Source organism: Paenirhizobium daejeonense (assembly GCF_014280875.1).
GTDB lineage: Bacteria > Pseudomonadota > Alphaproteobacteria > Rhizobiales > Rhizobiaceae > Allorhizobium > Allorhizobium daejeonense.
Genome location: NZ_JACLAL010000007.1, coordinates 143,115 through 169,865, shown reverse-complemented (window position 1 = coordinate 169,865; position 26,751 = coordinate 143,115). Strand labels below are relative to the sequence as shown.

Genomic DNA, 26,751 nt, shown 5'->3' with positions numbered 1-26,751 from the left:
AAATCCGGGTACTTCGTCATGTCGACGATCGACACTGCCGCGCTCGAACGGGCGCTGAACCTCCTTCCCTCCCGCTGCAAGGGTCCCGGAGGCGTGGCGGGCGTGGTGAAGGACGGCAGGATCGTCGCACGGCGCGCATGGGGTTTTGCCGATACCTATCGCCGGCTGCCGATGACGGCGGCGACCCGCCTGCCGATCTGCTCGATCTCCAAGCACTTCACCTGTGCGCTATTGCTCGACCTGTTCGATGACCCCGCCTCGCTCGATGCGCAGGTCGCCGATTTCCTGCCGGATTATCGCGACCCGTTGCCGACCGTGGAACAGCTTTGCCACAACCAGTCGGGCCTGCGCGATTACTGGGCGCTGACCGTTCTGCAAGGCGCGCTGCCGGAGATGAGTTTCCGCCGGGAAGATGCCCTGCCACTGATCGCCCGGTCGAAGACCGATCATTTCCGGGCAGGCACCCTCTATTCCTACAATAACGCCAATTTCCGCATTCTGGCCGAACTGATCGAGCGCGGAACCGGACGCGATTTCGGCGAGCTTCTGTCGGAACGCCTGTTTGCGCCGGCTGGCATGAAAACGGCGGTTCTCTCGCAGGATGCGCGCCATCCGCTCGATGGCGTCATCGGCTACGAGGGCAATGACGAGATCGGCTTCCTGCCGGCCGACAACGGCGTGTACTGGTTCGGCGATGCCGGCATCTCGGCGGCGCTGGACGACATGCTGGCCTGGGAAGTGCATATCGACGCGACGCGGGACGACCCTCAAGGCCTCTATAACCGCCTGACGGCGCCCGTGACCTATTCCGACGGCTCGCTTGCGGATTACGGCTACGGCCTGCGCCGCGACAACTGGGCGGGCGTGAAGTTCACCGGCCATGGCGGCGGCCTCCGCGGCTTCAGTTCCTATCGTCTGCATGCCGCGGAAGAGCGACTGTCGGTGGTGGTGATGTTCAACCACGACACCGGCACCTTCACTTCCGCAATCTCGCTGATGGAGGCTGCCCTCGGCATGCCGCCCCGGCCGAATGCGTCGGTGCGACCGGAAGGATGGGACGGGTTGTGGCTGGACGAGGAGCGCGGGCTGATCCTGCGCACCGTTCAGGACGCCACCGGCGTCAAGCTCTATTACAGCCCCTCGCCGTCGCGCCTGACGGTCGGCACCGATGGCATCGCCCGTGGACAGGGATTGCGCCTGGAAAAGGACGGCGATGCGCTGGTCATGCATCGCAGCCAGGAAAACCTGCATGTCCGGGCACGGTCGCTTACCCGCATCGATTATGCCGATGGCAGCGATATTGCCGGTCTCTACCATTCCGAAGAGCTGGATGCCGACCTCGAGATCGAGGCCCGCGACGGCGCGGTGCACGCCCTCTTCAAGGGCATGCTGGGAACGGGACCGATGGAGCGGATGTATCCGCTCGCCGAAGACATCTGGATCGTCACCTCCCGTCGTTCCATCGATGCTTCTCCACCCGGAGACTGGACGGTCAGGGTGCGTCGCAACGCCGACGGCTCTGTCGCCGGTCTTACCATCGGCTGCTGGCTCGCCCGCAATATCGGGTATGATCGCGCGGGATGAATAGCGTGCTATCCATGTGATAGGGAGTGCCGGAAGCCGCTTTCAGGTATTTGGAACGACAGCGGGCCGGACACTAAAATGCCCGGTCCTTCCCGCCGGCTCAGGCGGATTCGCGCAGGATGATTTCGGCGTTGAGGAGAACCTGCTCTTCGTGTTCCGGGGTCGAGCCGGCGTCTTCCTCGCCGAGCTTGCGCAGCAGAAGCTCCATGGCGATGCGGCCGATGTCGTTGTAGCTCTGGGCGACCGTGGTGATGGGCGGACAGGCGTAGCGCGACAACGGATGGTCGTCATGGCCGGCGATGCGAAGTTCACGGTCCTGGCCGCGCCCGACCTTGATGCCGGCATGATAGGCGGCGGAAATCGCGCCGAAGGCCACGCGGTCATTGGCGCAGAGAACCGTGCCTGTGGGGAAGCCGCCGTTTTCCAGAATGCGCAGCGTTTCCTCATAGCCGAATTTTTCGAAATCCCAGCCCGCGGTCTTTGCTATCGGCAGCACGATCGGCTCCATGCGCAGCTGCGACATGGCCTCGATATAGGCAGTCTCGCGGGTGCCGGCATTGGTATTGACCGGCGGCATGCCGAGATAGCAGGGCGGCTCGCCCGAACGACATAGATAGTCGACTATCAACTGGAAGCTCTGCCGGTTGTTGGTGCCCACGAAGGGTGACGTGTCGTCCAGCGGCGAGTCGACGAAGATCAGCGGAATGGATTCGGCCAGCGACCGCAGCGTCTCGTGGTGCGACTGCACGCCGAGCGGGGCTATGATCGCGCCCGCGACGTTCATCGACTTGAACGTCTCGATGGCGCGCGCCTCCATCTCGGCATTGCCGTCGGAAGACAGGACGAAGGCGAGGAAGCCGGAGGCATTGGCGATCAGTTCCACCCGCCGCGTCAGCGCCATGTAGAACGGGTCGGTCGAATTCGGGATGATGATGCCGAGGATATTGCTGCGCCGCCGGTTGAGATTGACAGCGAACATGTTGGGGCGGAAGCCGCTCTGCTTGAGCGCCACCTCGATCAGGTCACGCGTCTTGCGGCGGACCGAACCCGGATCGTTGAAATACTTCGAGACGGTCGGTCGTGACAATCCGACAAACTCGGCAAAGTCCTCCATGGTCCTGATGAGCCTGTCTTCCAAATTCGCTTTCACCCCGTTTCTTAATCGATTTAAATCATGACTTCATGGTTTCAAGCAGAACTTCCACGCCGCTGCAAGCCGCAGCTTAGAGCGCGTTTCGATCTGATTAAATCATATCGGCGCTCCGAGACTTCCTTTTTTGAAGCATAGTCTTGTCGATCCTCGTTTCACTCCGGTCGGATATTGCTCTATCAGGCGCGGCAGGCTTCGAAATAGTCTTCCAGAACGTGGTCGACGGCTGCAAGCGCCAGCGCCTCGGCCTGAGGCTTCACGCGGCCTTCGCGGACTGCCGTATAGCTTGCCTGAAGATACTGGCTGATCAGCGTTTCGGGGATCTCGACGCCGTCGAGGATCGCGAAGAGGTCGCTGACGGCAGCGTTGATCTCGGGATGCGGCCAGTAGTAACGAATGCGGTCGCTGTAGCTGAAATGCCGCTGCAGGCGCTGCTCGTCCGCCGTGCCGTGATAGTATTTTTCCCAGTTCTTCGGCTCCGCGGTCAGAACGCGCTCGACGGTATCGAGCAGGGTTTCGCGGCGCTTGCCGGGGAAGAGGAAATCGGCGACCCGGTCGAGACCGTAGAAGGCCTCGCGAAGCGCAAAGGTCAGGCCGGGGCCGACCTTCAGGATGGAGAAGCCGTCCAGCACCAGCCGGCGCAGCGCGTCGCGGGTCTGGTAGTCGGTGGAATGGGCCTCGAACACCATGCCCGGCATGCCGGCGAGCGTGGCGCTGAGTGCCGCGGCCTTTTCCGGCTCGTAGGCGATGACATTGTGGTTGCCGAATTCGACGCCCGGCTGGACGACGGCTCCGACGGCGCGGGAAAAAGCCGATGCGACGCCGGCGGCTTCGAAGGCCTCGCGGTGGACTTCGACCGTCTTCAACGCTGCCTCGGGCTTTGTGACTTCCAATACGTCTAGTTCTTCCATGGCGCCGCCGGGGATCGGAACCTCGGTGCCGACGATATAGACCGGCTGGACGCCGTGCGAGCCGACAAGTGCGGCCTCGGCGACGCTTGCAAGACGCGCTGCGCGCTCCGCGGTGACGGCATCGGGAAGCGCGACCGGCTCGCCGGCGCAGCCCATGCTGGTATCGAGGTGGAGCTTGGTGAAGCCGGCGCGGGCGAATGCGTCGATCATCGTGCAGGCCTTGGCCATGGCCTCATCGGCGGGCAGATTCTTCCACGGATTGGGGCCGAGATGGTCGCCGCCGAGGATCAGCCTGTCGAGCGGGAAGCCGGCCTTTTCGGCGATCTTCTCGACGAAGACCCGGAAGTCGGCGGGCGTCATGCCGGTATAGCCGCCGTCCTGGTTCACCTGGTTGCAGGTGGCCTCGACGAGCAGGTGCTCTCCCCTGGCGAGCGCATGCAGCATGGAAGCCTCGATCACCATCGGATGCGCCGAGCAGATCGAGGGGATACCCTTGGAGCCGGCGTGCTGACGCCAGGTTGCGATGTCCGAAAGATAGTTCTGCTGCATGTCAGGCCCTGCCTTGCGTCTTGATGAGGGTGTCGAGTTCGGCCCTGGTGGAAGCGCCCTCCATCGGGCCGGCCCTGGTGACGGCGCACGCACCGGAAGCATTGGCGTAAAGCAGCGCTTCGGCGGGGCTTGCGCCCTGCAGCCAGAAGGTCACGAAGGTTGCGCCGAAGCAGTCCCCTGCCCCGGTCGGATCGACTTCCTCGACTTTGAAGCCTTCGAGATCGAGCCGCGTGTCCTTGTCGAAATAGCTGGCGCCCTTGTCGCCACGCTTGACGACGATTGCCCTGATGCCTCGGCCAAGCAATTCGGCGACGGCGGCGTCTTCCGTCTTTGCCTCGGCGAACAGGAAGAGTTCCTCGCCGCTCGGCATGAACAGGTCGGTTTTTGCGAGCACCGTCTGCAGCGCCTCGCGCATGCCGGGGCTGTCGAGAATTTCCGGCCGGAGGTTCGGATCGAAGGAGACCGTGCCGCCGGCGGCCTTGATGCGCTCGACCGCCGTCAGGATGCTTTGCACCACGCTTGGCGCGTAAAGGGCGGTACCCATGACATGCATGTGCGTGCAGCCGTCGATCATCGCGAGCGTCTTTTCGGAGAGCTCGATGGTGCCGCAGGCGCTGTGGCGGATGTTGAAGACGAAGGCGCGGCTGCCGTCCTCGCGGTAGCGCACGAAGGCGCTGCCGGTCGTGCCCTGCGGAACGACCTCGATGCCGGAAACGTCGACGCCGTCTTCCGTCAGCCGGTTGATGTTGACCCAGCCGAAATCGTCATCGCCGACGCGCGAGACGATGGCGCATTCCTGGCCGAGCTTGCCGACCTGATCGATGAAGATCGCCGGCGCGCCGGAGGGGAACGGGCCGATCAGAGGAACCGCCTCGCGAAAGCCGTTACCGCGGTTGGTGGCGACGATCTCGACGAGGATTTCGCCGATGGTCAGGATTTTTGACATGGGACGACTGCTCGCTTTCGAGTTTTACTGGCGTCGGTTCACTGTCTGGCCCGCTTCGAGCGGACGTCGAGGCCGACGGCGATGAGGATCACCAGGCCCTTGACGATGAGCTGGTAGAAATACGGGACGGACATCATGTTCATGCCGTTGTTCAGGACGCCGATGATGAGCGCGCCGATCAGCGTGCCGACCATGGTGCCGACGCCGCCGGCAAGGCTGGTGCCGCCGAGAACGGCCGCGGCAATCGCATCCAGCTCGTAGCTCATGCCGGCATTGGTCTGGGCCGAGAACAGGCGCGACGAGAGCAGCACGCCGGAGATCGCCGCCATCACGCCGGAGATCATGAAGATGATGATCTTCAGGCGGTCGACATTGATGCCGGAATAAAGCGCCGCCTCGCGGTTGCCGCCCGTCAGATAGGCGCGGCGGCCGAACTTGGTCTTGCTGAGCAGGATGTGGTTGAACAGGAAGAGCACGGCGACGAACCAGATGACGATCGGGATGCCGAGGAAGCTCTGGGTGCCGATGGCTGTCCATGTCGGCTCGGTGATCATCGCCGGTGCGCCATTGGTCGGCAGACTGACGAGGCCGCGATAGATGCCCATCGTCGCTACCGTGACGATGAAGGATGGCAGCAGGAATTTCGCCGTCAGCACGCCGTTCACCGAGCCGAGCAGGGCGCCGGCGAGAAGCGTTAGCGCAAACGTCGGCAGGAAGCCGAGGCCGAAGGCGAAACACTGGGCGGCGACCATGCCGGCAAGCGCGATGATCGAGCCGATGGACAGATCGATCTCGCCGAGCAGGATGACCCAGGTCATGCCGAAGGCGGCGATTGCGATCACGGCCACCTGCTGCAGCACGTTGAGGAAGTTGGCGAGCGACATGAAACGCGGGTTCATGACGGAGAAGATGACGCACAGCACGATGAGCGACAGGAAGATGCCGCCATACTGTTTCATCAGTCGCATAAGGGCAGCATTGGCTGCAGTCTTGTCTGTCATGATACTGTTCCCGTCGCAAAGCTCATGATTTTTTCGGGGGAAATCCGGTCGCCGGATACAGTCGTAGTCATGCGGCCTTCGCTCATGACTGCAACGCGATCGCTCATACCGATGATCTCGGGGAGTTCGGAGGAAATGAGCAGGATCGCCGTGCCCTCCGCCGCCAGCTGGCGGATGATCTTGTAGATTTCATACTTGGCCCCGACATCGACGCCGCGTGTCGGTTCATCAAGGATCAGGATCTTCGGCCTGGTCAGCAGCCATTTGGCCAGCACGATCTTCTGCTGGTTGCCGCCCGAAAGCGTGCCGGCGATTGTGTCGAGCGAGGCCGTCTTGATGGCGAGGCGCTTCACTTCCTGATCCGCCGCATCGCGTTCTCTGCGACGCTTGAGGAAGCCGAGAAGGCCCGAGAATTTATCAAGCGACACCATCGAGATATTGGCCTCGACGCTGTGGCTGAGCACGAGGCCCTCTTCCTTGCGGTTTTCCGTGACAAAGCCGATGCCGCGGTTGATGGCATCGATCGGCGAGGAAATGGAGACCGCCGAACCGTCGATCGAAATGGTGCCGGCGGCGATATGGCCCATGCCGAACAGGGTGTTCATCACCTCGGAGCGGCCCGAACCGACCAGCCCGAAGAAACCGAGGATTTCGCCGGAGCGCACGTCGAATGAGACGTCCTCGAATTCGCCGGTGCGTGACAGTCCGCTGACGGTCAGGACAGGCTTTTCGGTCAGCGCCGGAGCCGGCACATCGCGGGGCGGATAGATCGCGTGCATGTCGCGGCCAACCATCATCGCGATCAGTTCGTCGATGGTGGTGTCTTTCTTCTCGCGGGTGGTGATATAGGCGCCGTCGCGCACGACGGTGATGTCGTCGCTCAGCCGCATGATCTCTTCCATCCGGTGCGAGATGTACAGGATCGCGACGCCGCGGGCTTTCAGCCGCGCGATGATATCGAACAGGATCTCGGCTTCGCTGTCGCTGAGCGAAGAGGTGGGTTCATCGAGGATGACCACCTTCGCATCGACGCTGAGGCCCTTGGCGATTTCGACAAGCTGGCGCTGTGCAATCGACAGCTCGCCGACCTTGTCGCTCACCGACACCGGCAGCTTCAGGTCCGCGACGATGGCCTCGGCCTTGCGGGTGAGCGCGCTGTCGCTGATGAAGCCGGCTCTCGACGGTTCGCGGGTCGCGAGGATGTTTTCCGCAACGGAGAGATTGTTGCAGAGGCTGAGTTCCTGGAAAACGATCGTCAGCCCAGCCTTTGCCGCTTCCTGCGGATTGGCCGGCGCATAGGGCTGGCCGCCGAGCGTGATCTCGCCGGAGGTGACCTGATAGACCCCCGCGAGGATCTTCATCAGCGTCGATTTTCCAGCGCCATTTTCGCCCAGGATGGTGTGAACCCGTCCGGGCCGGACTTTCAACTGCATGTTCTTGAGCGCGGTTACAGCGCCGAAAACCTTGGTCACATCCTTGATTTCAAGGATGGCATCATTGCCGGTGGCAGGCATGGCATCACCCTTCGCATCGTCGTGCCCGGCGGCTCGAAAAGGAGTTCGAGCCGCCGGCAACCGAGCGGTCCTTGCCCCCGAGGGGACAAGGTGCCTTGGGAGGCGTTTCGGTAAAGGTTACTTCTTGACGTAGACGCCCGGAACGATCGGCTGGTCGGCCGGTACCGTTTCGCCGGCAACGAGCTTCACGGCGCTATCGACGGCAAGCTTGCCCATCTGGTCCGGGAACTGCTGGATGACGCCGACCATGTCCGGGTCGTTGTCGACGGCGGCGATTGCTTCCGGCATGCCGTCGAAGCCGATGACCTTGACCTTGCCGGTCAGGCCTGCGGACTTGACCGCAACGGCGGCAGCAAGCGCTGCGTCGTCGCCGAAGCCGAAGATGCCGGCGATATCCGGATTGGCCTGCAGCATGTTCTGGGCAACGGCCAGGGCTTCGGCGCGGGTGATACCGGTCTGGATCGAAACGATCTTGATGTCGGGGAACTTGGCAATGGCTTCCTTGAAGCCGTTGACGCGGTTCACCACCGACTGCACCAGCGGGTAGTCGATGATGGCGACATTGCCCTTGCCGCCGAGCTGTTCGGCCATCAGTTCGCCGGCCTTGACGCCGCCGGCATAGTTGTCGGTGCCGATGTAGGAGGCAACCTGGGTGCCTTCGACCGGAACGTCGACGGTGATGACCTTGATGCCGGCTGCTTCAGCGCGCTTGACGGCGGCGAGAGCGCCCTTGCTGTCAACCGGCGACATGATGATGACGTCGACACCCTTGACGATGAAGTCTTCGATATCGGCCAGCTGCTTGTTCAGGTCCTGATTGGCGATCGAGATCTCGAGCTTGACGTTCTTGGCCTTCGCCTCTTCGGTGATGGCCTTGGCCAGCTCGTTATAGAACGGATGCTGCTGCGTCAGCAGCGAAGCGCCGATGCCTTCCGCCTGCGCTGCGACTGCGGCCATGGTGAAAGCGGCAGAGACGAGGAGCGACTTGGCGATGCGAGAAATGGGCATGATTTCCTCCCTGATTATGCAAGAGACCAATTGTTGATGGTCATCATGACTGGTGGCCTCCCTTACCAGCTGATGGTCCTTATCAACCACTAAAGTTTCCGCGCGTCAACTTTAAATTCTATGCGCGTAAAATTATATCGACGCAACGAGAACCTCCTGCTGTTATCGTGACTTCCGACATGACCGAGGCGAATGACACAAAAGAGCGACGAAAAGCCATCTACCGAAGGGTTTCCACGGAACGGCAGGAGGCTTCGTCGCGCAGGATTCCACTGTTGTGAACCGGGCCGGACGTCATCGCTCGAAATAGAGATCTTCGGAGGCTGTCGAGATACAACGGCAGGTGCTGCTCGACCATTCCACCGTCGCGGCCACTCTCCCCGCTATAGTTCTGCCTTCCTCTTGCCCACACATCATGATGCCGCACGATTCATGAATTGACATGCACGATTTCGTACGTTAATTCACGATCATGAATAATCATCTTCCCCTATCCCGGCGCGATGCAATCGAGGCGCGGCTTACACTCGGGCAGCAGGTTTCTGCGACAGCACTTGCCGAAGAGTTCGATGTTTCCGAAGATGCAATCCGCCGCGACCTGAGAACGCTGGCGGCGGAAGGAAAATGCCGCCGGGTCTATGGGGGCGCTCTCCCGCTTGCGCCGACCGGGCGTCCGATGGCTGTGCGCGTGGGTGAAGGTTCGGTGCGTAAAGGCCAGCTTGCAAAGGTCGCGGCCGCCATGATCCGCCCCGGAGAGCTTGTCTTCCTCGATAGCGGCAGCACCAATCTCGCGATTGTGGATTGCCTTAGCCCGGATCTCGGCCTGATCGTCGCCACCAATTCCATCGATATCGCCAGCGCTGTCGCGAAAAGAGACGATATCGAGCTTCTGCTGATCGGTGGCGCGGTCAATCGCCATGTCGGGGGTAGTGTCGATACTTCCGCGATTTCAGCCGTCAGCCTGCTCAACATCCATCGCTGTTTCATCGGCGCCTGCGCGGTTACGCCGACAACAGGCATGAGTGTGCATGACCATGCGGACGCAGCCTTCAAACGTGCGCTTCTCAAAAATAGCGCGACATGCGCAGTTCTCGCAACTTCCGAGAAGTTTCAGCAAAGCGCCCCCTACCGGATCGCCGTGGCATCGGACATCGAAGTCCTCATCGTCGAGAACGATCTTGCCGCAGACGAGGCGGAGCGGCTGGCGAATGCGGGCTTTAATCTCGTGAGAGCCGAGCCCGTTTCAACGACAAACTGATCTTACCCCAAGGAAACGACATGCTTTCTGCAGATCGGCCGGCAACCCGGCTGGCGACACGCCTTGCTTTTCTGGTTGCCGGATTCGGCCTTGCCTGCTGGGCGCCGCTCGTGCCCTTCGCCAAGGAACGGCTCGGCGTCGATGACGGCGTTCTCGGCGTTCTGCTTCTCTGTCTCGGCCTTGGGTCGGTGGCTGCGATGCTTGCAACCGGCGTGCTGAACGCGCGTTTCGGCAGCAAGCCGATCATCATCGCAGGCGGTCTCGGAATGGCGGTAGTCCTGCCGGTTCTCACGCTGGCCAGCACGCCGGTGACATTCGCCATCGCATTGGCGATCTTCGGCGGAACCCTCGGCTCCCTCGAGGTTGCGATGAACATTCATGCCGTGGAAGTCGAGAAAGCGGCGGCCTGCCCGCTGATGTCCGGCTTCCATGCCATGTTCAGCATTGGCGGCTTTGCCGGCTCGCTGCTGATGACCGTATTGCTTTCCGCCAATGCCGGGGCATTCACCGCGACCGTCATCTGTGCCGCATTGATGATCGCTGGAATTGTCGTGGCCTGGCCCCGGCTTCTCGATACGGCGCAGGCCGGGGATGCGCCGCTGTTTGCGGTTCCGCGCGGGGCCGTCCTGCTGCTTGCGATTCTGGCTGCCATCGTCTTCCTGGTCGAGGGCGCGGTTCTCGACTGGAGCGCCCTGTTCCTGACATCCGGCGGCATCGTTCCCACCGAACAGGGCGGTATCGGCTATATCCTGTTCGCCATCGCCATGACGACCGCCCGGCTGACCGGAGACGCCCTGACCGCAAGGCTTGGTGACCGGGCCACGCTGTTCTGGGGCGGGGTCGTTGCCATTGTCGGCTTCGTGATCGTTCTTGCAAGTCCCATCAGGCTTCTCGCCCTGAGCGGCTTTCTGCTGATCGGACTGGGCGCGGCCAACATCGTGCCGGTGCTGTTCCGCCGGGGCGGATCGCAAACCGTCATGCCGCCCGGACTGGCCGTGGCCGCGATTACCATGATCGGCTATGCCGGTGTCCTGCTCGGCCCGGCAAGCATCGGCTTCGTAGCAAATCACGTCGGCCTTCCGGGGGCCTTCTGGATGCTCGTTGGGCTGCTCTGCGTCGTTCCGTTCTGCGCCGGGCTTGTCACCCGCTCGAAACACTGAGAGGGACCATGCGTATCGCCCATTCCGCACTGTGGACCAAAGACCTCGATGCCGCCGCCTCGTTCTGGGAGCGCTACTTCGGGGCGACGGTGGGAGGTCCATACCGCAGCAAGAGGCGGGAAGGCTTCGTTTCCCGCTTCGTCCACCTGCCCGGTGGGGCCGATGAGATCGAGCTGATGACCGGGCCATGGATTGAAGCCGCCCCAAAACAGGAGCACGTCGGCTGGGATCACATCGCCGTCTCGCTCGGCAGCAGAGAGGCTGTCGATGAACTTGCCCGACGTTGCGCCGGGGATGGTTGCCTCGCCTCCGGCCCGCGCATAACCGGCGACGGCTTCTATGAAGCCGTGATCCTCATGCCGGACGGAACGCTCGTGGAGATCACGGAATAACGGTTTCGACCACCTCTTCAGATCGATAATCCGGTTCGCCACCCCCGGAAACGTTGCAAGCTCCGTGTGGCGAAGGCTGGCGGTGGCCATGGCCACCGCCAGCGCATTTTCACGTTGCCTGAAATCCTCACGCGTCAACGGAACGGCAGATCCAGATCCGCATTGTTCGAAATTAGTTGAACCATTCGTCGGGGAGTGGCATATGGTCAGTTCGATAATATTCGAACCAACCTCATGCATCGCCGACAGGCAACGGAAATTCGCCATGACGACAGCCAGCAGCATTTCCTACACCCGGCGACACGGTGCCGGTTTCGCAATCGCATCGCTGGGCAGTGGCCTGATGATGGCAAGCGCCAGCGCGCCCTCCCCCTTCTATCCGGTGCTGCAACGGGAGATGGCGTTTTCCGACGTCACCATGACAGCGATCTTCGCTGTTTATGCGATCGTCCTGCTGTTCACCCTGCTGGTCGGCGGCTCCAGTTCCGACCATGTCGGCCGGCGTCCGATCCTGTCGCTCGCATTCGTGCTGCTGGCGCTGTCGGCGCTCGTCTTCGAGGCCGCGATATCGCCGCTTGGCCTGATCGGCGCGCGAGCGCTTCAGGGCATTGCCTGCGCGTTTCTGCTTTCCACGCTCTCGGCCGCCATCGTCGATCTCGAGCCGCCCGAAAGGCCGGGGCTTGCCGCCGTCTGCAACTCGGTCCTTCCGTTGATCGGCCTTGCCGCGGGGGCGCTGGCCTCGGGCATCGTCATGGAGCATGCAAGCTCTCCGAAGATTGACGTCTTCGTCGCGATCACCGTCATAAGCCTTATCCTAGCGGCTGCCGTCTGGCTGCTGCCGGAAACATCGCCGCGGCATGAAGGCTTGCTTCAGGCCCTCATGCCGCGCCTTGGCGTACCCGTCTCCGCGCGGTCCGCCTTCTGGCAGAGCGCGCCCGCAATCATCGCGGGATGGGCGACCGGCGGTCTTTATCTGTCGCTCGGCGCGCCCATCGTCGCTGTTGTCTTCGGCATTCACAGCTACCTGATGCAGGGGGCGGTGGTGACGCTGATTTCCGGCACCGGTGCGCTCGCCTGCTTCATTGCCAGAACCCATCAGCCGCGCCGGATCATGCTTTATGGCACGTTCGCGCTCTCGGTCGGGACCGTTCTCACCCTGGCAGGCATCTGGATCGGATCCCTCACCGTCTATCTGCTCGCGCTTGCATTCGCCGGAACGGGTTTCGGGACCTGCTTCTACGGCTCGCTCAGAACCATCGTGCCGCTGAGCCCGCCCGACGAGCGCGGTGAACTCTTCGCATCGATCTTCACGCTGAGCTATCTGGCCTTCGGTCTGCCGGTCGTGTTTGCGGGTCTGGCGCTTCCCTATGCCGGACTGCACGCAACGGTCCTCGTTTACGGCACCACCATCGCGATCATGGCGGCCATTGCCGGGCTGTGGCGTAGATACGGATCAAAAACCTGATTGTAGCGAGAGCATGCGGCATTGCCGCACCCGGACGCTTTCCGGCAATCCGGGCTATGATGGCAAAATGTGTTCCATTATGGTTGAACGATGAACGATCAGACCGTCTCTTCGCCCCTTGAACTGCATCATCCCGCGCGCGAGGAACTCGTGCTGGCACAGGTGCTGTTTGCGCTGAGCGACCCGGCGCGGCTGGAGATCGTGCTGCAGTTGACCGAGGGGCCGCTGGAAATGGCCCATTGCCATCTGAACGATCCATCCCTGCCGAAATCGACGAAATCGCACCTGATGAAGGTGCTGCGCGAGGCGGGCGTGATTCGCAACGAACCCAGGGGCCGAGGCCGGGTGCTGAGCCTGCGGCGCGACGATCTCGACCATCGGTTTCCCGGATTGCTGGACGCCATACTGAAAGCCTCCTCCTCCCCGGAGGCAAGCCCGCGCCGCCTGTCGGGCGCGTGAGACGGCCTGCCGTCGTTTCTCCTGAGTTTTCAATACAAGACGAGAAAGCCGGCGAGATGCCTGAAATGCATCCCGCCGGCTACGATCTTGTCCGTTCGTCCGCTTACTCGGCGGCCATGGCGGTCGGGTGGCGCATGGTTTCCTCTTCCACGATGCTGTCGGGGGTATCGGTATGCGCCTTGGGCTCCCGTCCGAAGAACAGGGCGTAGGCCGCCGGCAGCACGAGAATGGTCAGCACGGTCGCCACGAGAATGCCGCCCATCATTGCATAGGCGAGCGGTCCCCAGAAGACCCCGCGGGAAATCGGGATCAGCGCGAGAACTGCGGTCAGCGCCGTCAGCATGATCGGGCGGAAACGTCTCACGGCCGCGCCGATGATTGCTTCCTGCCGCGCCATGCCCGCCTTGATGTCCTGATCGATCTGGTCGATGAGGATGATCGAGTTGCGGATGATGATGCCGAGCAGCGCGATGACGCCGAGGATGGCGACGAAGCCGAACGGTGCGCCGCTGATCAGCAGCGCCGCCGCCGCACCGATGATGCCGAGCGGCCCCGTTGCCAGCACCAGCATGGCCTTGCCGAAATGCTGGAGCTGGGCCATCAGCAGCACGACGATGACAAGCAGCATGACCGGCGCCTTGGCGGCGATCGAGGCCTGGCTCTCGGCTGCGTCCTCGGCGCCGCCCTGGATTTCGATGCTGTAGCCGGCGGGCAGGCTGTCGCGCAGATCCTTCATGTCGGCATACATTTTCATGACCACGTCGTTCGGCTGCACGTTGTCGGGCAAGGTGGCCCTCACCGTGATCGTCGGCAGGCGGTTGCGCCGCCACTCGATGCCCTGTTCCAGCACCGGCTCGATCCGCGCCAGCTGGGAAACCGGCACGAAGCCGCCGAAATCCGTCGGCACGTAGACGGAGTTCACCGCAGAAAGCAGCGAGCGTGTGTCATCCTGCTCACGCAGCACGATCGACACGGTTTCCTCGCCATCGCGGAAATCGTCGAGCGGAACGCCGCTCATTGCCGCCTGCAGCATCTGCCGGATGCGCTGGGAGGTTACGCCAAGCGCACGGGCGCGATCCTGATCGATGACGAGTTTCATCGCGGCCACGGGTTCCAGCCAGTCGTCATGCACGGCGCTCAGCCGCGGATCGGCATCGAACCTTGCCTTCACCTCGTCGGCGATGCGGCGCACCTCCTGGCGATCCTGCCCCATGACGCGCAGCTGCACGGGCCATCCGGTCGGGGGCCCAAGGAACAGCCGGTCGACCTTGCCGCGGATGGAGGGGAAATCATCCGCCAGAATGCCGCGCAGCTTGACGATCAGTCTTTCGCGGGCCGGTTCGTCATTGGCCATGACGAGCATCTGGGCGAAGTTCGGATTGCGAAGCTGCTGGTCGAGCGGCAGGAAGAAGCGCGGCGCGCCTTCACCGATATAGGTGGCGACGAACTTCTTGTCCGGATCGTCCATGATCTTGCCTTCCAGCGCGCGCGCCTGCGTTTCGACTTCCTTGATGCTGGTTCCCTCGGGAAGCCAGAGATCGACAAGGATTTCGGGACGCGACGATTGCGGGAAGAAGTTCTGCGGGATGAACTGGAAGGCCCACAGGCTGGTGACGAAGGTCACGAGCGTCATGGCGAGCACGATGATGCGGTGATGAACGGCCCAGCCGACCGTCGAACGCAGTCCGCGATAGAAGCGCGTGTCGAACACGTCGTGATGTTCGCCGGCATGGGCGCGCTGCTTCAGGATCATGTGGCCGAGCCACGGCGTGAAATAGACCGCGACGAACCAGGATGTGACGAGCGCGATGCCGACGACGTAAAACAGCGAGCGCACATATTCACCGGCGGTCGAAGCCGCGAAGCCGACGGGAATGAAGCCGGCGGTGGTGATGAGCGTTCCCGTCAGCATGGGAAATGCGGTCGATGAATAGGCGAAGCTCGCCGCCTCGATCTTGACCAGCCCTTCCTCGAGCTTCCGTTCCATCAGCTCGACGACGATCATCGCATCGTCGACCAGCAGGCCGAGCGCGATGATCAGTGCGCCGAGCGAAATGCGCTGAAGATCGATGCCGAGTTCGTACATGATGGCGAAGGTGGCCGCGAGAACCAGCGGAATGGTGATCGCGATGACGAGGCCCGAGCGCCAGCCGATGGAGAGGAACGAGACCACGAGCACGATCACCAGCGCTTCGACCAGCGCCTTCATGAATTCGCCGACGGCTTCCGTCACGACTTCCGGCTGGTTGGAGATCTGCTGGACAGAAACGCCATAGGGCAGGCTTTCCTCGAAGCGATGGTAGGTCGCTTCCACGGCATCGCCCACATCGGTCACCTTGAAGCCCTTGGCCATGACCACGCCGACCTGCACGCTGTCGGCGCCGTTGAAGCGGAACTTGCGCTGGTAGGGGTCTTCAAGCCCGGCCGTAACGGTGGCGATGTCTCCGAGACGGGTGATCTGTCCGCCGGCGTTGAGGCGCAGTTCACGGATATCCTCGGCCCGCTTCACGTCGCCTTCGACAGAAATCCTGACCGAGCGTACCCCGGTATCGACGGTGCCAGCGGCATCGACGTTGTTCTGGCCCTTGATGGCATTCTGCAGGTCGAGGAGCGTCAGCCCGCGCTCGGCAAGCGCCTTCGACGAAACGTCGATGAAGATCTTTTCCGGCTGGTCGCCGAGGATAACGGCTTTCTCCACGCCGGGCGTGGTGAGCAGCATATCGCGCGCCTGGATCGCGATCTTCTTCAGTTCCGGGAAGGTAAAGCCTTCGCCGCTGATCGAATGCAGGGTGATGTAGGTATCCCCGAATTCATCATTGAAATAGGGGCCGAGCAGTCCCTCGGGAAGCTCGCTGGAGATGTCGCCGACCTTCTTGCGCACCTGATAGAAGGCGTCCGCCACGTCGGCGGCGTTGGTATCGCCCTTTACCTGCAGGGTGATAATCGCGCTGCCGGCGCGGGTATAGGACTTCACCCAATCCAGATGCGGCGTTTCCTGCAGCTTGCGTTCGATCTTGTTGACGACCTGGTCCTGCATTTCCTGAATGGAGGAGCCGGGCCACACGGCCTGCACGACCATGACGCGGAAGGTGAAATCAGGATCTTCCTTCTGTCCCATGCGCGTGAGGCCGAGAACGCCGGTGATCAGGATCAGGCCGAACAGGAAGCGCGCGATGCTGGGGTGGCCGATGGCCCATCGCGACAGGTTGAAGGGGCGCTTTTCTTCGCTCGATTTCGTCATGACGATATTCCTTCCAACCGGCCGGTTCAGCGAACGGCGTCCGAGGGGCGCAGAAGAGCGGATTCTTCCTGGGGCAATTTCACCTTGAGGTCCTCACGCATGAACTGCGTGCCGGCCGCGACCACCAGATCATCAGGTTTCACACCGCTCGACACGTTGACGCCATCGGCGGTGAATTCCGCGACGCGGATTTCGCGCGCACTGACCGTGGAGGTCTGTGGGTCGACCACCCAGACGATCTTCTGTCCGTTCCTTTCGGCAAGGGCCGAAAGCGGGACAGCCAGATAGCCCTTGGTGTTTTCCCTTGCGGCCTCGATGGTCGCGGTCATGCCGAGAAGAACCCGGGCGTTGTCGGGCAGGCTGATCCTGACGGAAAAGGTGCGCGATTGCGTGTCGGCGCTGCCGGAAACTTCCCGCACCTTGCCGTCGATGGCGAGCGTATCATCCGACCAGAAGCTGGCCTTCACCGCCTTGCCGGGGCGGAAATTCGCGATGTCGCCTTCCGGAACCGCGATCTGCACTTCCTTTTCGTTGTCGAGGGCAACGGTTGCGACCGGCGTGCCCGCGGCAACGACGGCGCCGGTGTCGGAGCTGATCGCGGTGACGATCCCTTCCCGGTCGGACTTGAGCTCGGTATAGGAAACCTGGTTCCTCGCCTGATCGAGCGTCGAAATCGCGGCATCACGCGTGGAGACCGCCTGATCGTAATTGAGGCGTGCCTGCTCCACCTGGGACTTGGCGGTTACGCTCTTGTCGAAGAGCTGCTGCGCACGCTTGTTGGCGAGATCAGCGGTCGCGACCGCAGTTTCAGCCGCGGCGAGACTGGCCTCGGCGGTTCTGACGCTCAACTGGTAGTCGGTCGGATCGATCCTTGCGAGGATATCGCCCGGCCTGACGCGGTCACCGACATTTACCCGGCGCTCGATGATCTTGCCCGCAACCCGGAAGCCGAGGCTCGTTTCGACGCGGGCCTTGACGGTGCCGGAATAGAGGGAGGCCTGTTCGTGCGATGTCGTGGAGATATGGGCGACCTTGACGGGGCGGATCGTTTCCTTTGTCTCTGCCTGTTCTCCCTCGCTGCACCCGGACACACCGAGCGCCAGGGCGAAAACAAGCGCCAGAGCAGGGAATTTAGAAAAAAGAAAACCCTTCAGCGAAGTCATGTTCGCATCCTCAATAACCATAGAAATACTGTTCAACGGAAGCAGACGACCGGCGTCCACCTTATCTTTTCAATGCGCGAATGGCGAAGTCGACCAGTTCAGACGCGGTTGCCCGGTTTTCCTTGGCCATGCATTGGGCCACCATCTGCGGATGACAGAGGCTGACCGTGGCCGCGCCAAAGCATCTTGCGGCTGCAATCGGGTCCTGTTCGGCAAATTCGCCTGTCGCGATGCCTTCCTTGATAATCTCGGCGACGAGATCCTGAATGCTGTCGATGTGGCGTTCGATCACCTGCCAGTCGCGCTCGATGGCGACGATGATCATTTCATGCACCTTGTGCTCGTCGAGCATGGTCTCGACCGTCCAGCGATGCTGCTCCTCGACATAGCGACGCAACCGCATCTCCGCGCTGTCAAGACTGTGGCGGGTATCATATGCCTGCTTGTAACAGGTCGCCAGCATGCGGGCGCACAGGGCCTGGTGAATTTCCACCTTGGAACCGAAGAAGCGATAGATGTTAGCCGTGGACATGCCGAGTTCCCCGGCAATGTCGGCCACCGTCGTCTTGCTGTAGCCATAGTGCCTGAATGTACGCTCGGCCGCATCGAGAATGCGGGTGGCGGTATCGCGGCGGGCTTCTTCCACGTCGATTTCCGGCATGTGGTTCATGATCTGCCTTATGAGTTACGGATGACGAAATTCGAATTTCGTCATCCGTAACTCATAATAGGTCTCTCGTCAATTCGACATCTAGAACAACAGTGGTCACAAAAGAGGCGGCATCGAAAACGCCGCCTCTGCATTTGCCGTATCGGATCGCCTGTCGGCACCTGACTACGGCTCCCCACAGTGTGGAGTTCCGCTTCGTATTGGCTGGAAGCTGCCCGGCGAGAATGCCTCCCTGGCAGCCTTTTGGGGTCAGGCCAGCACTGCCAGATCGGCGGCGTTGAAGCCGCCCAGTTCTTCAAGCTTTCCGCTGGAGACCTTGGCGGTCCACTCGGCATCCGAAATCAGCGGACGACCGACGGCGATGAGATCGAATTCCTGGCGTTCCATCCGTTCGATCAGGTTGTCGAACGAGGCGCTTTCGGACCCCTGCCCGCCGAATGCGCCGAAGAAATCCGAGGACAGACCGACCGAGCCGACGCTGATCGTGGCGGCGCCCGTGAGCTTCTTGGCCCAGCCGGCGAAGTTCAGGCCGGCGTCACCGTCGATCTCCGGGAATTCCGGCGTCCAGAAACGGCGCTGCGAGCAATGCAGGATATCCACGCCGGCTTCGACCAGCGGCAGGAGCCATGCCGTCATTTCATCCGGCGTGCTCGCGTTGCGGGCGGCATAGTCCTGCTGCTTCCACTGGCTGACGCGCAGTGACAGCGGGAAATCGGCGCCGACGGCAGCCCGGACCGCGCGCACGGCTTCCGCCGCAAAGCGAGAGCGTTCGGCGATGGTCGCACCACCATAGGCATCCTTGCGCTTGTTGCTGCCTTCCCAGAAGAACTGGTCGATCAGATAGCCATGGGCGCCGTGCAGCTCGACGATGTCGAAGCCGAGACGCCTGGCGTCGGCGGCGGCACTGGCGAAGGCCGCGACGGTATCGGCGATATCCTCCTCGGTCATCGCCTTGCCCCGTGGATCATCGGGGCCAACGAGACCCGAGGGGCTTTCGACCAGATCCTCCTGCTGCGTCTGGCTTCGGCTGGAGCGTGTCGAGCCGGTATGCCAGATCTGCGGGCCGATCTTGCCGCCAGCGGCATGCACGGATTTCGCCACCGCGTCCCATCCGGCAAGAGCTGCCTCGCCATGGAAGAACGGGATTCCGGGATCGTTGCGCGAGGCGGGACGGTCGATCACCGTGCCTTCGGTCAGGATCAGTCCGACGCCGCCGGCGGCGCGGCGGCGGTAATACTCGGCTTGTGCCGCGCCGGGAATGCCGTCCTTGGCCATGGCGCGGGTCATCGGGGCCATGACGATGCGGTTCTTCAAGGATAGGGACTTCAGGGAGAAGGGTTGAAACAGGATCTGGGTCGACATGATCTTTCTTTCTATGCCGGAATGGGCTCAGGCGTTGACGTCGGTGACGGTACAACCCTGCACTTCGTTCCCCGGGATGCACTTTTCAACCCGTGGGAGCGTTTGCGTGGTCGATGACGAAGCGTGCGGGCTCTATCGCGAATGCCGTCAGGCGGATGTCCGGTAGCGCTCGGCGGGGGTGGTGTTTCCTATGCCCTGCACCACGGAGATGCGCGCGGATTCGAAGGCCATGAACCGTGCCTCGTCATGCAGCGGCGGGATGGTCACTTCCTCGCGACGGTCGAAACCGGCGAGCGCCGCATCGACCAGATCGGCGGCTTCCATCATCGGCGGAAGCCTCGTTTCATCGACGAATTTCCAGATGTCGGTTCGGGTCGCTGCCGGAAGAACCGCCTGGACATAGACGCCCTTCGGCCCGAGATCGGTCTGCAGCGCCTGCGACAGCGTCAGGACGAAGGCCTTGGTCGCCGAGTAGACCGGGGAACCCCATTCCGGCGCAAGGGCGAGAACCGAACTGACGTTGATGATCGCCCCCTCGCCCCTCTCGGCAAAGCGCGGCGCGACCGCGTGGCTGAGGCGCAGGACGCTTGTAGCGTTGAGCCTCACAAGATCCGTCAGGTCTTCGGCGCTCTGGGTGAGGAAGGTGCCGCCGACATTGCCGCCGGCGTTGTTGACCAGAATGAGGATCGAAGCATCATTGCGAAGCCGCGCCTCGACCACAGCCAACTGGCTTTCGTCGGTCAGGTCCGCTGGCAAGAGATCGACTGAGACGCCGGTTTCTTCCCGCAGGCGGGCTGCGTTTTCCTCTAGCTTTTCGATGTTGCGCGCTACCAGCACGAGGTCATGGCCGCGCCGGGCGAAGCGTTCTGCGTAAACCGCGCCGATGCCCGTCGAGGCGCCGGTGATGAGGACTGCGTTCTTGTCGAACATTGCGTTGCTCTTTCCGTTGGATAGCCTTAATGATGACAATCATCATGATAAAGCGTAAACATGATGATCATCATGTAATCTGTCAATGGTGGATCGCTGGATTTTTTTGCCGGGTAGCGTTGGGTGAGCCGATCTCTCCCGCCATCGTCAAGTGACGACAGTTGCGGCGATGCCAAGGTCAAAATGTTGTGATCGCGTTTCGGCGAGGCACAAACGAAAAAGCCTGCCGCGGGAGGAGGTGCGGCAGGCTTTTCCTGAAAAACCGAACAACGACTGGGAGGAGGAGTGTCGTTGTTCCCTCAGGCTTCCCTGGGAGGAGGAGTGGGTCGCCTGAAACACGAAGCTCTGCGGGAGGAGGTGCATTGCTTCGATGGATTGATTTATACAGCATTCCCGATTTCGAGGAAGGCGCTCTATCGCAGTGCAGCCATGCAATTGATGCATTCCTTACATTTTTCGATGCCCAAATTGTAGCCTTTGTGCGCCGCGAACAGGCAAAGCTACAACGATAGCCGCACTTGCGCCTGCGCCTCTTGCCGGAACCGAGCTCGATCAGAAGATACAGGGTTTCCGGTACCGCCGTCTTATCTCGTTATGCTTGCGGCAATGCCGGCTGGGTCGAGAATCAATCCCCCAGCCGATCGCTTGGCCGGCAGAAGAAGCAGAGTTCGGTGCCCGGTTCGGCGGTGAGGCTAGCGAAGATGATGGCGCCGTCATAGGGCGCGCGGATCGGCTGGCCGCTGGCGCGCTGGCCGATTACCTCTCCTTCCCGCACGGCCTCTCCGGCGGCGAAGCGGCGTGACAGGCGGTCTTCGGCCGCATCCGCCATCAGGGCTTCCGAGATTTCCCAGACCTGCGGCGCATCTTTCGGCAGGATCGGATCGGCGACCACGAGGCCGAGATGGGCGAGGCCGTTGAGGATCGTGCGGTAGCCGACTGCAGTTCCTTGCGGGTCCGTATGGGTTCCGCATTCGACGGTAACGCCATAGCCGCCGGCGAAACGCATGTATTCCGTGGTGCCGACGCTATGGGTCAGGGAAATCTCCGGGAAGCCGCGTTCGGCGCGGACGGTTGCCGCCTGTTTGAAGGCGTCCATCCAGCCATGCACCACCATCGGCAGTCCGAGCGCCTTGACGAGCGCTTCCTCCTGGGCGGCTTTGGCAAAGGGTTCCAGCGTGCCGTTATTGTCAGCCGGTCCGATCAGGGCGAAGGGAACGCCCGGCGAACTGAAGGAATGCAGGTCGATCAGCACGTCATGTTCGCGCAACAGCGGGCAGAGCACGTTTGCGATGCGGTCCTCATTGTCCACCGGCACCGGCTTTTCGCCAAGGTCGCGGTTGAGGTTGCGGTCACCCTCGCGACGGTTCCACCGGTAAGCAAGCGCGTTGACCACCGGCACGAAGGTGACGCTGCCGCGCGCTAGCCTGAGCCGACCGCAGCGGAACTCGGCGATGACGCGGGCAATGGCGGTCGGGCCGCAGGTCTCGTTGCCATGCACGGAGCCGGTGACGATCAGGCTCGGCCCTGGCTGGAGGGCACGGAACGACACGCATTCCATCGTTTCCGTCTGCACCGGCGGGGTCACCTGTTCGGGAGCGTCCGCTGGGGCGATGTCGATCATCATGCCGGGCTGAAGCCGGCTGGCGAATTCCAGCAACTGGTCATGGGCAATGGCGACGCAGCCCTGCGTGCCGCTGAAATCCGGCCGCGCCGCATGCATAAAGATGGCGCTGCCGCCGGCTGCCCGCGGGGTGGAGTCGTTCCAGCCGACCGGGATGAAGAGATCGAACAGCCGCTCGCCCGTCCGTGTCTGTGCTTCCGGCGACATGTCGAGCACGAACTGGTTGTAGAACGGGCTTTCGGGATCCTCGACCCAGTTATAGTTGGCCGGTTTTTCAAGGAAGGGGAAGGCAAAGGAACGCGGTTCGTCGCCCAGCGCTTCGGGATCGTAAAAGCCGTAACGCAGCGGAAATGTGCCGATCGGGGTTGCGCCGTCGCCTTCGCGCTTCAACGCCGGATCGCGCAGGCCCGAGCGGCCGACGGCGCAGGGGATCGTCCAGTTGCCGATGGTGAGCGTGCCCCGGTGGGGCTGGTCCGGATCCTGTCCGGCGCGCACTTTGATGACCGGCTGGACGAGATGGGAGGCGGAGATGTCATTCATGTCGGAGACCTTGCAAGAGATGGCAACGCGCGTGATGCGTCGGTGACAAAGCTGAGAATTCAGGAACCGTGCCGGTCCGGCAGGCGGCAATCGCCTGGCTGCAGCGCGGGTTGAAGGCGCAACCCGGCGGCGGATCGAGCGCCGAGGGTATCTCGCCCTGCAGGCGGATGCTGCCGGAAGCAGGGTTCATCGGATCGGGGATCGAGGCGATCAGCGAGCGGGTGTAAGGATGGGCCGGCGCGGTAAAGATCTCGTCCCAGCGTCCCTGCTCCACGATCCGGCCGAGATACATGACGGCGATGCGATCGCACATGTGCTCCACGACGCCGAGATCGTGCGAGATCATCAGCAGTGCCACGCCGAGTTCGTTCTTAAGCTCCAGAAGCAGGTTGATGATCTGCGCCCGGATGGAGACGTCGAGCGCCGATACCGGCTCGTCGCAGACGACCAGCTTCGGCTCGACGATCAGGGCGCGCGCGATGCAGATACGCTGCCGCTGGCCGCCGGAGAATTCGTGCGGATAGCGCTTGGCCGCGTCGGGTCTAAGCCCGACCTTGCGCAGCATCTCCGCGACGCGGTCTTCCCGCTCGCTGGCATTGCCCATGCCGTGCAGCTTCAGCGGTCCGCCCAGGCTCTGGCCGACGGTATGCCGGGGGTTCAGCGAGGCGAACGGGTCCTGAAACACCATCTGCACGATGCGGGCGCGCTCCAGTCGGTCGGACTGGCTGATTGCTCCGCTCACGTCCCGTCCGTCGAGCACGATCCGCCCGCCGCTTGTCGAGACGAGGCCAAGGATGGATTGCGCGAGCGTCGATTTTCCGCAGCCGGATTCACCCACGAGGCCGAGACATTCACCGGCCTTCAGGTCGAGGTTCACGCCATCGACGGCCTTGAGCAGGCCGCGCCGGAAACCGAAGCCCTGACGGACGGGGTAGTGAACCCTGAGATCCTCGATGCCGAGGATATCGGGACGCAAGGTTCCGGGATTTTCCATGGTGATGTCAGCCATTGAGATAGCACCTCTTGCGGCCGCCCGAGGAAAGCGGCGTCGTTTCCGGCGCGGCCGTCAGGCATTGCGGCATGACTTCGGCACAACGCGGAGCGAAGCGGCAGCCCTTTCCGTATTCGACGATGGGTGGAACTACGCCGGGTATTTCGGCAAGCTTCGCCTGACCGGCGACGAGACGCCGGCCAAGCCGCGGCAGCGATGCCACCAGCCCTCGCGTGTAGGGATGCTGCGGATCGGAGAAGATCTTTTCCGCCGGCTGTTCCTCCACCAGATGGCCGGCATACATCACCGCCACCCGATGGCAGACACGGGCGACAAGCCCGAGATCGTGAGAGATCATCAGCACTGCCGTGCCTCGGGCGCGGCAGAGATCGAGGATCAGTTCGATAATCTCGGCCTGAATGGTGACATCGAGCGCCGTCGTCGCCTCGTCGGCAATCAGAAGATCCGGATCGCAGGCGAGTGCGATGGCGATCATCACGCGCTGGCGCATGCCGCCGGAAAGCTGATGCGGATAGTCGTTTACCCGCCGGCTGGCAGCCGGCACCTGCACCTGTTCCAGACATTCGATGGCGCGCTTGCGTGCCGCCCGCTGGCTCATACCCCGGTGAAGAACGAACATCTCGCCGATCTGGTCGCCGATGGTCATCAGCGGATTGAGCGCCGTCATCGGCTCCTGGAAGATCATGGCGATGCGGTTGCCGCGCAGCATCCGCATGTTGCGGTTGGGCAGCTGGGCGATATCGCCGCCGTCGAAGCGGATGTGGCCGCCGGTCACCCGTAACGGGCCGCCCAGAAGCCCCGCGACGGAAAGGGCCGTGAGGCTCTTGCCGCAGCCGGACTCACCGACGAGGCCGACGACTTCACCGCGGCCAATCGACAGGTTGAGCCCTTCGACCGCCGGGAAATCCTCGCCATTGGCGGAGAGCGAGATCCGCAGGTCCTCGATATTGAGAATAAGATCCTCGCTCATGCCCGCCGTGCCTTCCCCTGCGGATCGATGAGGTCGCGCAGACCGTCGCCCAGCAAATTGAACCCGAGAACCGTGAGGAAGAGCGCCAGTCCGGGGAATATGGCGATCCAGGGCGAGACCATCAGCTGTTCGCGCGCATGGGAAAGCATGGAGCCCCAGCTCGGCGCGGGCGGCACGACGCCCAGTCCGAGGAAGGAGAGAGATGCCTCCGCCATGATCGCCGAGCCGATGCCCATGGTGGCGATCACCACCAGCGGACCTGCGATATTCGGCAGAAGCTCGCGGAACATGATGTGAAGGCGTCCGTAGCCCATGGTCTGCGCCGCCTGCACATAGCTGCGCGATTTCTGTGACAGCACCTGTGCGCGGCTGATGCGACAGCTATAGGCCCAGTCGGTCATGCCGAGCGCGATCAAGAGGCTCGTGACCCCCGGTCCGAGTACGGCCATCAGCGCCAGCGCGAAGACCACCGTCGGGATGGAGAGCATCAGGTTGGTGAGGCCCTGGACGAATTCATCCCACCAGCCGCCGAAATAGCCGGCCGAAAGACCGAGCGCCACGCCGATACAGGTGTTCATGAGCTGCACCACCAGCCCGATGGTAAGCGAGATGCGCGCGCCATAGACCACGCGGCTGAAGATGTCGCGGCCCTGTTCATCCGTCCCCATCAGGAACGACAGGCCCGGCGGCTCCTCGGCATAGATGAGGTTGGCGTCGAGAACGGGATCGTGGGTGGCGATCAGCGGCGCGAAGAGCGCCATGACGACCATGACGATCAGGATCAGCCCGCCGACGAAGAGATTGGGACGCAGGAGATGGAGGAGTTTCATCGGTAGCGGATCCTCGGATCGATCAGCATGTAGGCGATATCGACCAGCGTGTTGATGAGCAGGAAGAACAGCACGATGACCAGAATGCAGCCCTGCACCGCGGGAATGTCGCGCAGCGAGACGGACTGGATGAGCAGCGACCCGACACCCGGCCATGCGAACAGGCTTTCGATCACCACCGAGCCGCCAAGCATGGAGCCGAATTGCAAGCCGATCGTCGTCAGCACCAGAACGAAGGCGTTGCGGGCGAGATGCCGGGTGACGATGCGGGTCTCGCTCATGCCCTTGGAACGCGCCGTGCGGATGAAATCGGCGCCGCGCACTTCGAGCACCGCCGCCCTCGTCGTTCTGGCGAGAAGCGCCATGGGGCCGATGCCAAGCGTCAACGCCGGCAGCACGAGATGCTGCAATCCACCCTGCCCGTAGCCGAAGGTCGGCAGCCAGCCAAGTTGCAGCGAGAAGAAATACATCGCCAGCAGGCCGAACCAGAAGCCGGGCACGGAAAGCCCCGAAACCGCCCCCATCATCGCAGCCATGTCGATCCAGCTTCCCGGCCTTGAAGCCGCGATGAAGCCGAGCGGCAGGCCGATGGCGACCGCGAACAGAATGGCGGCGCAGGCCAGACGGAAGGACGCGACGATGCGGCTTTCCAGCATGTCGATCACCGGCCGGCGGGTGGAGAAGGAGGTTCCGAGATCGCCGCGCGCGAGGTCGGCGACATACCGGCCGAAGCGCTCGGGCAAGGGATCGTTCAGATGAAGCTGTTCCTCGATCCGGGCCATGACCTTGGGATCGATATCGCGTTTTTCACCAACCAGCGACGTGACGAAGCTGCCGGGTATGACGCTGAACAGCAGGAAGACGAGCGTCACCACGACGGCGACGGTCAGAAGCGCCTGCATCAGCCGCCGCGCAATCACCATCAGCATGAAGTGTTCCTCTGTTCCGTGAGCCGGACGCCGCATGGATGACACGCGACGCCCGAACCGGAAAGGTTGGTTTGACAGGAGCCGAT

Annotated in this window: 22 protein-coding genes; 6 read left to right on the top strand and 16 right to left on the bottom strand. The window is 62.5% G+C overall.

Features of this window, described 5'->3' with window-relative positions; genetic code table 11:
* The first annotated feature begins 18 nt into the window (after positions 1–18).
* Positions 19–1,584 carry a D-aminopeptidase gene (locus tag H4I99_RS18250; protein ID WP_163897961.1) on the top strand — a complete coding sequence of 522 codons (1,566 nt, stop codon included), beginning with the start codon at positions 19–21 and terminating at the stop codon, positions 1,582–1,584.
* A 100-nt stretch (positions 1,585–1,684) separates the two neighbouring features.
* Here H4I99_RS18250 and H4I99_RS18245 read toward each other — a convergent pair whose 3' ends face one another.
* From H4I99_RS18245 to H4I99_RS18220, 6 genes are all read right to left on the bottom strand, one after another.
* Positions 1,685–2,698 (bottom strand): LacI family DNA-binding transcriptional regulator, encoded by a 1,014-nt coding sequence (locus H4I99_RS18245; RefSeq protein WP_163898293.1) that lies wholly within the window; start codon positions 2,696–2,698, stop codon positions 1,685–1,687.
* 215 nt (positions 2,699–2,913) lie between these two features.
* The gene (locus tag H4I99_RS18240; RefSeq protein WP_163897958.1) at positions 2,914–4,194 is read right to left on the bottom strand and encodes a D-tagatose-bisphosphate aldolase, class II, non-catalytic subunit; all 1,281 of its coding nucleotides are present in this window, start codon (positions 4,192–4,194) and stop codon (positions 2,914–2,916) included.
* Between the two features lies 1 nt (position 4,195).
* Positions 4,196–5,140, bottom strand: coding sequence for a tagatose kinase (locus H4I99_RS18235; protein WP_163897956.1), 945 nt, complete (start codon positions 5,138–5,140; stop codon positions 4,196–4,198).
* 38 nt (positions 5,141–5,178) lie between these two features.
* Positions 5,179–6,141 carry an ABC transporter permease gene (locus H4I99_RS18230; protein ID WP_163897953.1) on the bottom strand — a complete coding sequence of 321 codons (963 nt, stop codon included), beginning with the start codon at positions 6,139–6,141 and terminating at the stop codon, positions 5,179–5,181.
* A complete protein-coding gene (locus H4I99_RS18225; RefSeq protein WP_163897950.1) occupies positions 6,138–7,655 on the bottom strand; it encodes a sugar ABC transporter ATP-binding protein in 1,518 nt (505 codons plus the stop codon). Before H4I99_RS18225 ends, H4I99_RS18230 begins: the two co-directional genes overlap by 4 nt.
* Positions 7,656–7,772: 117 nt before the next feature.
* Positions 7,773–8,663: a substrate-binding domain-containing protein gene (locus H4I99_RS18220; protein ID WP_163897948.1), complete on the bottom strand. Its 891-nt coding sequence runs from the start codon at positions 8,661–8,663 to the stop codon at positions 7,773–7,775.
* A 472-nt stretch (positions 8,664–9,135) separates the two neighbouring features.
* Between H4I99_RS18220 and H4I99_RS18215 the strand changes: the two genes are divergently transcribed.
* The 5 genes from H4I99_RS18215 to H4I99_RS18195 all read left to right on the top strand — a co-directional run bounded on the left by H4I99_RS18215 (position 9,136) and on the right by H4I99_RS18195 (position 13,397).
* A complete protein-coding gene (locus tag H4I99_RS18215; protein WP_163897945.1) occupies positions 9,136–9,921 on the top strand; it encodes a DeoR/GlpR family DNA-binding transcription regulator in 786 nt (261 codons plus the stop codon).
* Between the two features lie 20 nt (positions 9,922–9,941).
* Positions 9,942–11,081: an MFS transporter gene (locus tag H4I99_RS18210; protein ID WP_163897943.1), complete on the top strand. Its 1,140-nt coding sequence runs from the start codon at positions 9,942–9,944 to the stop codon at positions 11,079–11,081.
* 8 nt (positions 11,082–11,089) lie between these two features.
* Positions 11,090–11,473 carry a VOC family protein gene (locus H4I99_RS18205; protein ID WP_163897940.1) on the top strand — a complete coding sequence of 128 codons (384 nt, stop codon included), beginning with the start codon at positions 11,090–11,092 and terminating at the stop codon, positions 11,471–11,473.
* 265 nt (positions 11,474–11,738) lie between these two features.
* On the top strand, positions 11,739–12,938 hold the full coding sequence (locus tag H4I99_RS18200) for an MFS transporter (RefSeq protein ID WP_163897937.1): 1,200 nt from the start codon (positions 11,739–11,741) through the stop codon (positions 12,936–12,938).
* Between the two features lie 90 nt (positions 12,939–13,028).
* Positions 13,029–13,397, top strand: coding sequence for an ArsR/SmtB family transcription factor (locus tag H4I99_RS18195; protein WP_163897934.1), 369 nt, complete (start codon positions 13,029–13,031; stop codon positions 13,395–13,397).
* A 103-nt stretch (positions 13,398–13,500) separates the two neighbouring features.
* Here H4I99_RS18195 and H4I99_RS18190 read toward each other — a convergent pair whose 3' ends face one another.
* The 10 genes from H4I99_RS18190 to H4I99_RS18145 all read right to left on the bottom strand — a co-directional run bounded on the left by H4I99_RS18190 (position 13,501) and on the right by H4I99_RS18145 (position 26,665).
* The gene (locus tag H4I99_RS18190; RefSeq protein ID WP_163897931.1) at positions 13,501–16,638 is read right to left on the bottom strand and encodes an efflux RND transporter permease subunit; all 3,138 of its coding nucleotides are present in this window, start codon (positions 16,636–16,638) and stop codon (positions 13,501–13,503) included.
* Positions 16,639–16,664: 26 nt separating this feature from the next.
* Positions 16,665–17,801, bottom strand: coding sequence for an efflux RND transporter periplasmic adaptor subunit (locus tag H4I99_RS18185; protein WP_163897928.1), 1,137 nt, complete (start codon positions 17,799–17,801; stop codon positions 16,665–16,667).
* A 61-nt stretch (positions 17,802–17,862) separates the two neighbouring features.
* Positions 17,863–18,471 (bottom strand): TetR/AcrR family transcriptional regulator, encoded by a 609-nt coding sequence (locus H4I99_RS18180; protein ID WP_163897925.1) that lies wholly within the window; start codon positions 18,469–18,471, stop codon positions 17,863–17,865.
* Positions 18,472–18,720: 249 nt separating this feature from the next.
* Positions 18,721–19,833 carry an NADH:flavin oxidoreductase gene (locus H4I99_RS18175; RefSeq protein WP_163897922.1) on the bottom strand — a complete coding sequence of 371 codons (1,113 nt, stop codon included), beginning with the start codon at positions 19,831–19,833 and terminating at the stop codon, positions 18,721–18,723.
* A gap of 147 nt (positions 19,834–19,980) precedes the next feature.
* Complete coding sequence (locus H4I99_RS18170) at positions 19,981–20,763, bottom strand: SDR family NAD(P)-dependent oxidoreductase (protein WP_163897919.1); 783 nt, start codon at positions 20,761–20,763, stop codon at positions 19,981–19,983.
* 625 nt (positions 20,764–21,388) lie between these two features.
* The gene (locus H4I99_RS18165) at positions 21,389–22,924 is read right to left on the bottom strand and encodes a L,D-transpeptidase family protein (protein WP_163897916.1); all 1,536 of its coding nucleotides are present in this window, start codon (positions 22,922–22,924) and stop codon (positions 21,389–21,391) included.
* Complete coding sequence (locus H4I99_RS18160) at positions 22,917–23,933, bottom strand: ABC transporter ATP-binding protein (RefSeq protein WP_244625162.1); 1,017 nt, start codon at positions 23,931–23,933, stop codon at positions 22,917–22,919. The genes H4I99_RS18165 and H4I99_RS18160 overlap by 8 nt, the downstream gene beginning before the upstream one ends.
* Complete coding sequence (locus H4I99_RS18155; protein ID WP_163897913.1) at positions 23,926–24,906, bottom strand: ABC transporter ATP-binding protein; 981 nt, start codon at positions 24,904–24,906, stop codon at positions 23,926–23,928. Before H4I99_RS18155 ends, H4I99_RS18160 begins: the two co-directional genes overlap by 8 nt.
* A complete protein-coding gene (locus tag H4I99_RS18150) occupies positions 24,903–25,736 on the bottom strand; it encodes an ABC transporter permease (RefSeq protein WP_163897911.1) in 834 nt (277 codons plus the stop codon). Before H4I99_RS18150 ends, H4I99_RS18155 begins: the two co-directional genes overlap by 4 nt.
* Positions 25,733–26,665, bottom strand: a complete 933-nt coding sequence (locus tag H4I99_RS18145) for an ABC transporter permease (RefSeq protein WP_163897908.1) — start codon at positions 26,663–26,665, stop codon at positions 25,733–25,735. The genes H4I99_RS18150 and H4I99_RS18145 overlap by 4 nt, the downstream gene beginning before the upstream one ends.
* Positions 26,666–26,751: the final 86 nt, after the last annotated feature.

Excerpts from the sequence above, each read along its gene's own strand:
- H4I99_RS18250 (WP_163897961.1), top strand. The coding sequence starts at position 19 with ATGTCGACGATCGACACTGCCGCGCTCGAACGGGCGCTGAACCTCCTT.
- H4I99_RS18245 (WP_163898293.1), bottom strand. The coding sequence starts at position 2,698 with ATGGAGGACTTTGCCGAGTTTGTCGGATTGTCACGACCGACCGTCTCG.
- H4I99_RS18240 (WP_163897958.1), bottom strand. The coding sequence starts at position 4,194 with ATGCAGCAGAACTATCTTTCGGACATCGCAACCTGGCGTCAGCACGCC.
- H4I99_RS18235 (WP_163897956.1), bottom strand. The coding sequence starts at position 5,140 with ATGTCAAAAATCCTGACCATCGGCGAAATCCTCGTCGAGATCGTCGCC.
- H4I99_RS18230 (WP_163897953.1), bottom strand. The coding sequence starts at position 6,141 with ATGACAGACAAGACTGCAGCCAATGCTGCCCTTATGCGACTGATGAAA.
- H4I99_RS18225 (WP_163897950.1), bottom strand. The coding sequence starts at position 7,655 with ATGCCTGCCACCGGCAATGATGCCATCCTTGAAATCAAGGATGTGACC.
- H4I99_RS18220 (WP_163897948.1), bottom strand. The coding sequence starts at position 8,663 with ATGCCCATTTCTCGCATCGCCAAGTCGCTCCTCGTCTCTGCCGCTTTC.
- H4I99_RS18215 (WP_163897945.1), top strand. The coding sequence starts at position 9,136 with ATGAATAATCATCTTCCCCTATCCCGGCGCGATGCAATCGAGGCGCGG.
- H4I99_RS18210 (WP_163897943.1), top strand. The coding sequence starts at position 9,942 with ATGCTTTCTGCAGATCGGCCGGCAACCCGGCTGGCGACACGCCTTGCT.
- H4I99_RS18205 (WP_163897940.1), top strand. The coding sequence starts at position 11,090 with ATGCGTATCGCCCATTCCGCACTGTGGACCAAAGACCTCGATGCCGCC.
- H4I99_RS18200 (WP_163897937.1), top strand. The coding sequence starts at position 11,739 with ATGACGACAGCCAGCAGCATTTCCTACACCCGGCGACACGGTGCCGGT.
- H4I99_RS18195 (WP_163897934.1), top strand. The coding sequence starts at position 13,029 with ATGAACGATCAGACCGTCTCTTCGCCCCTTGAACTGCATCATCCCGCG.
- H4I99_RS18190 (WP_163897931.1), bottom strand. The coding sequence starts at position 16,638 with ATGACGAAATCGAGCGAAGAAAAGCGCCCCTTCAACCTGTCGCGATGG.
- H4I99_RS18185 (WP_163897928.1), bottom strand. The coding sequence starts at position 17,801 with ATGACTTCGCTGAAGGGTTTTCTTTTTTCTAAATTCCCTGCTCTGGCG.
- H4I99_RS18180 (WP_163897925.1), bottom strand. The coding sequence starts at position 18,471 with ATGAACCACATGCCGGAAATCGACGTGGAAGAAGCCCGCCGCGATACC.
- H4I99_RS18175 (WP_163897922.1), bottom strand. The coding sequence starts at position 19,833 with ATGTCGACCCAGATCCTGTTTCAACCCTTCTCCCTGAAGTCCCTATCC.
- H4I99_RS18170 (WP_163897919.1), bottom strand. The coding sequence starts at position 20,763 with ATGTTCGACAAGAACGCAGTCCTCATCACCGGCGCCTCGACGGGCATC.
- H4I99_RS18165 (WP_163897916.1), bottom strand. The coding sequence starts at position 22,924 with ATGAATGACATCTCCGCCTCCCATCTCGTCCAGCCGGTCATCAAAGTG.
- H4I99_RS18160 (WP_244625162.1), bottom strand. The coding sequence starts at position 23,933 with ATGGCTGACATCACCATGGAAAATCCCGGAACCTTGCGTCCCGATATC.
- H4I99_RS18155 (WP_163897913.1), bottom strand. The coding sequence starts at position 24,906 with ATGAGCGAGGATCTTATTCTCAATATCGAGGACCTGCGGATCTCGCTC.
- H4I99_RS18150 (WP_163897911.1), bottom strand. The coding sequence starts at position 25,736 with ATGAAACTCCTCCATCTCCTGCGTCCCAATCTCTTCGTCGGCGGGCTG.
- H4I99_RS18145 (WP_163897908.1), bottom strand. The coding sequence starts at position 26,665 with ATGCTGATGGTGATTGCGCGGCGGCTGATGCAGGCGCTTCTGACCGTC.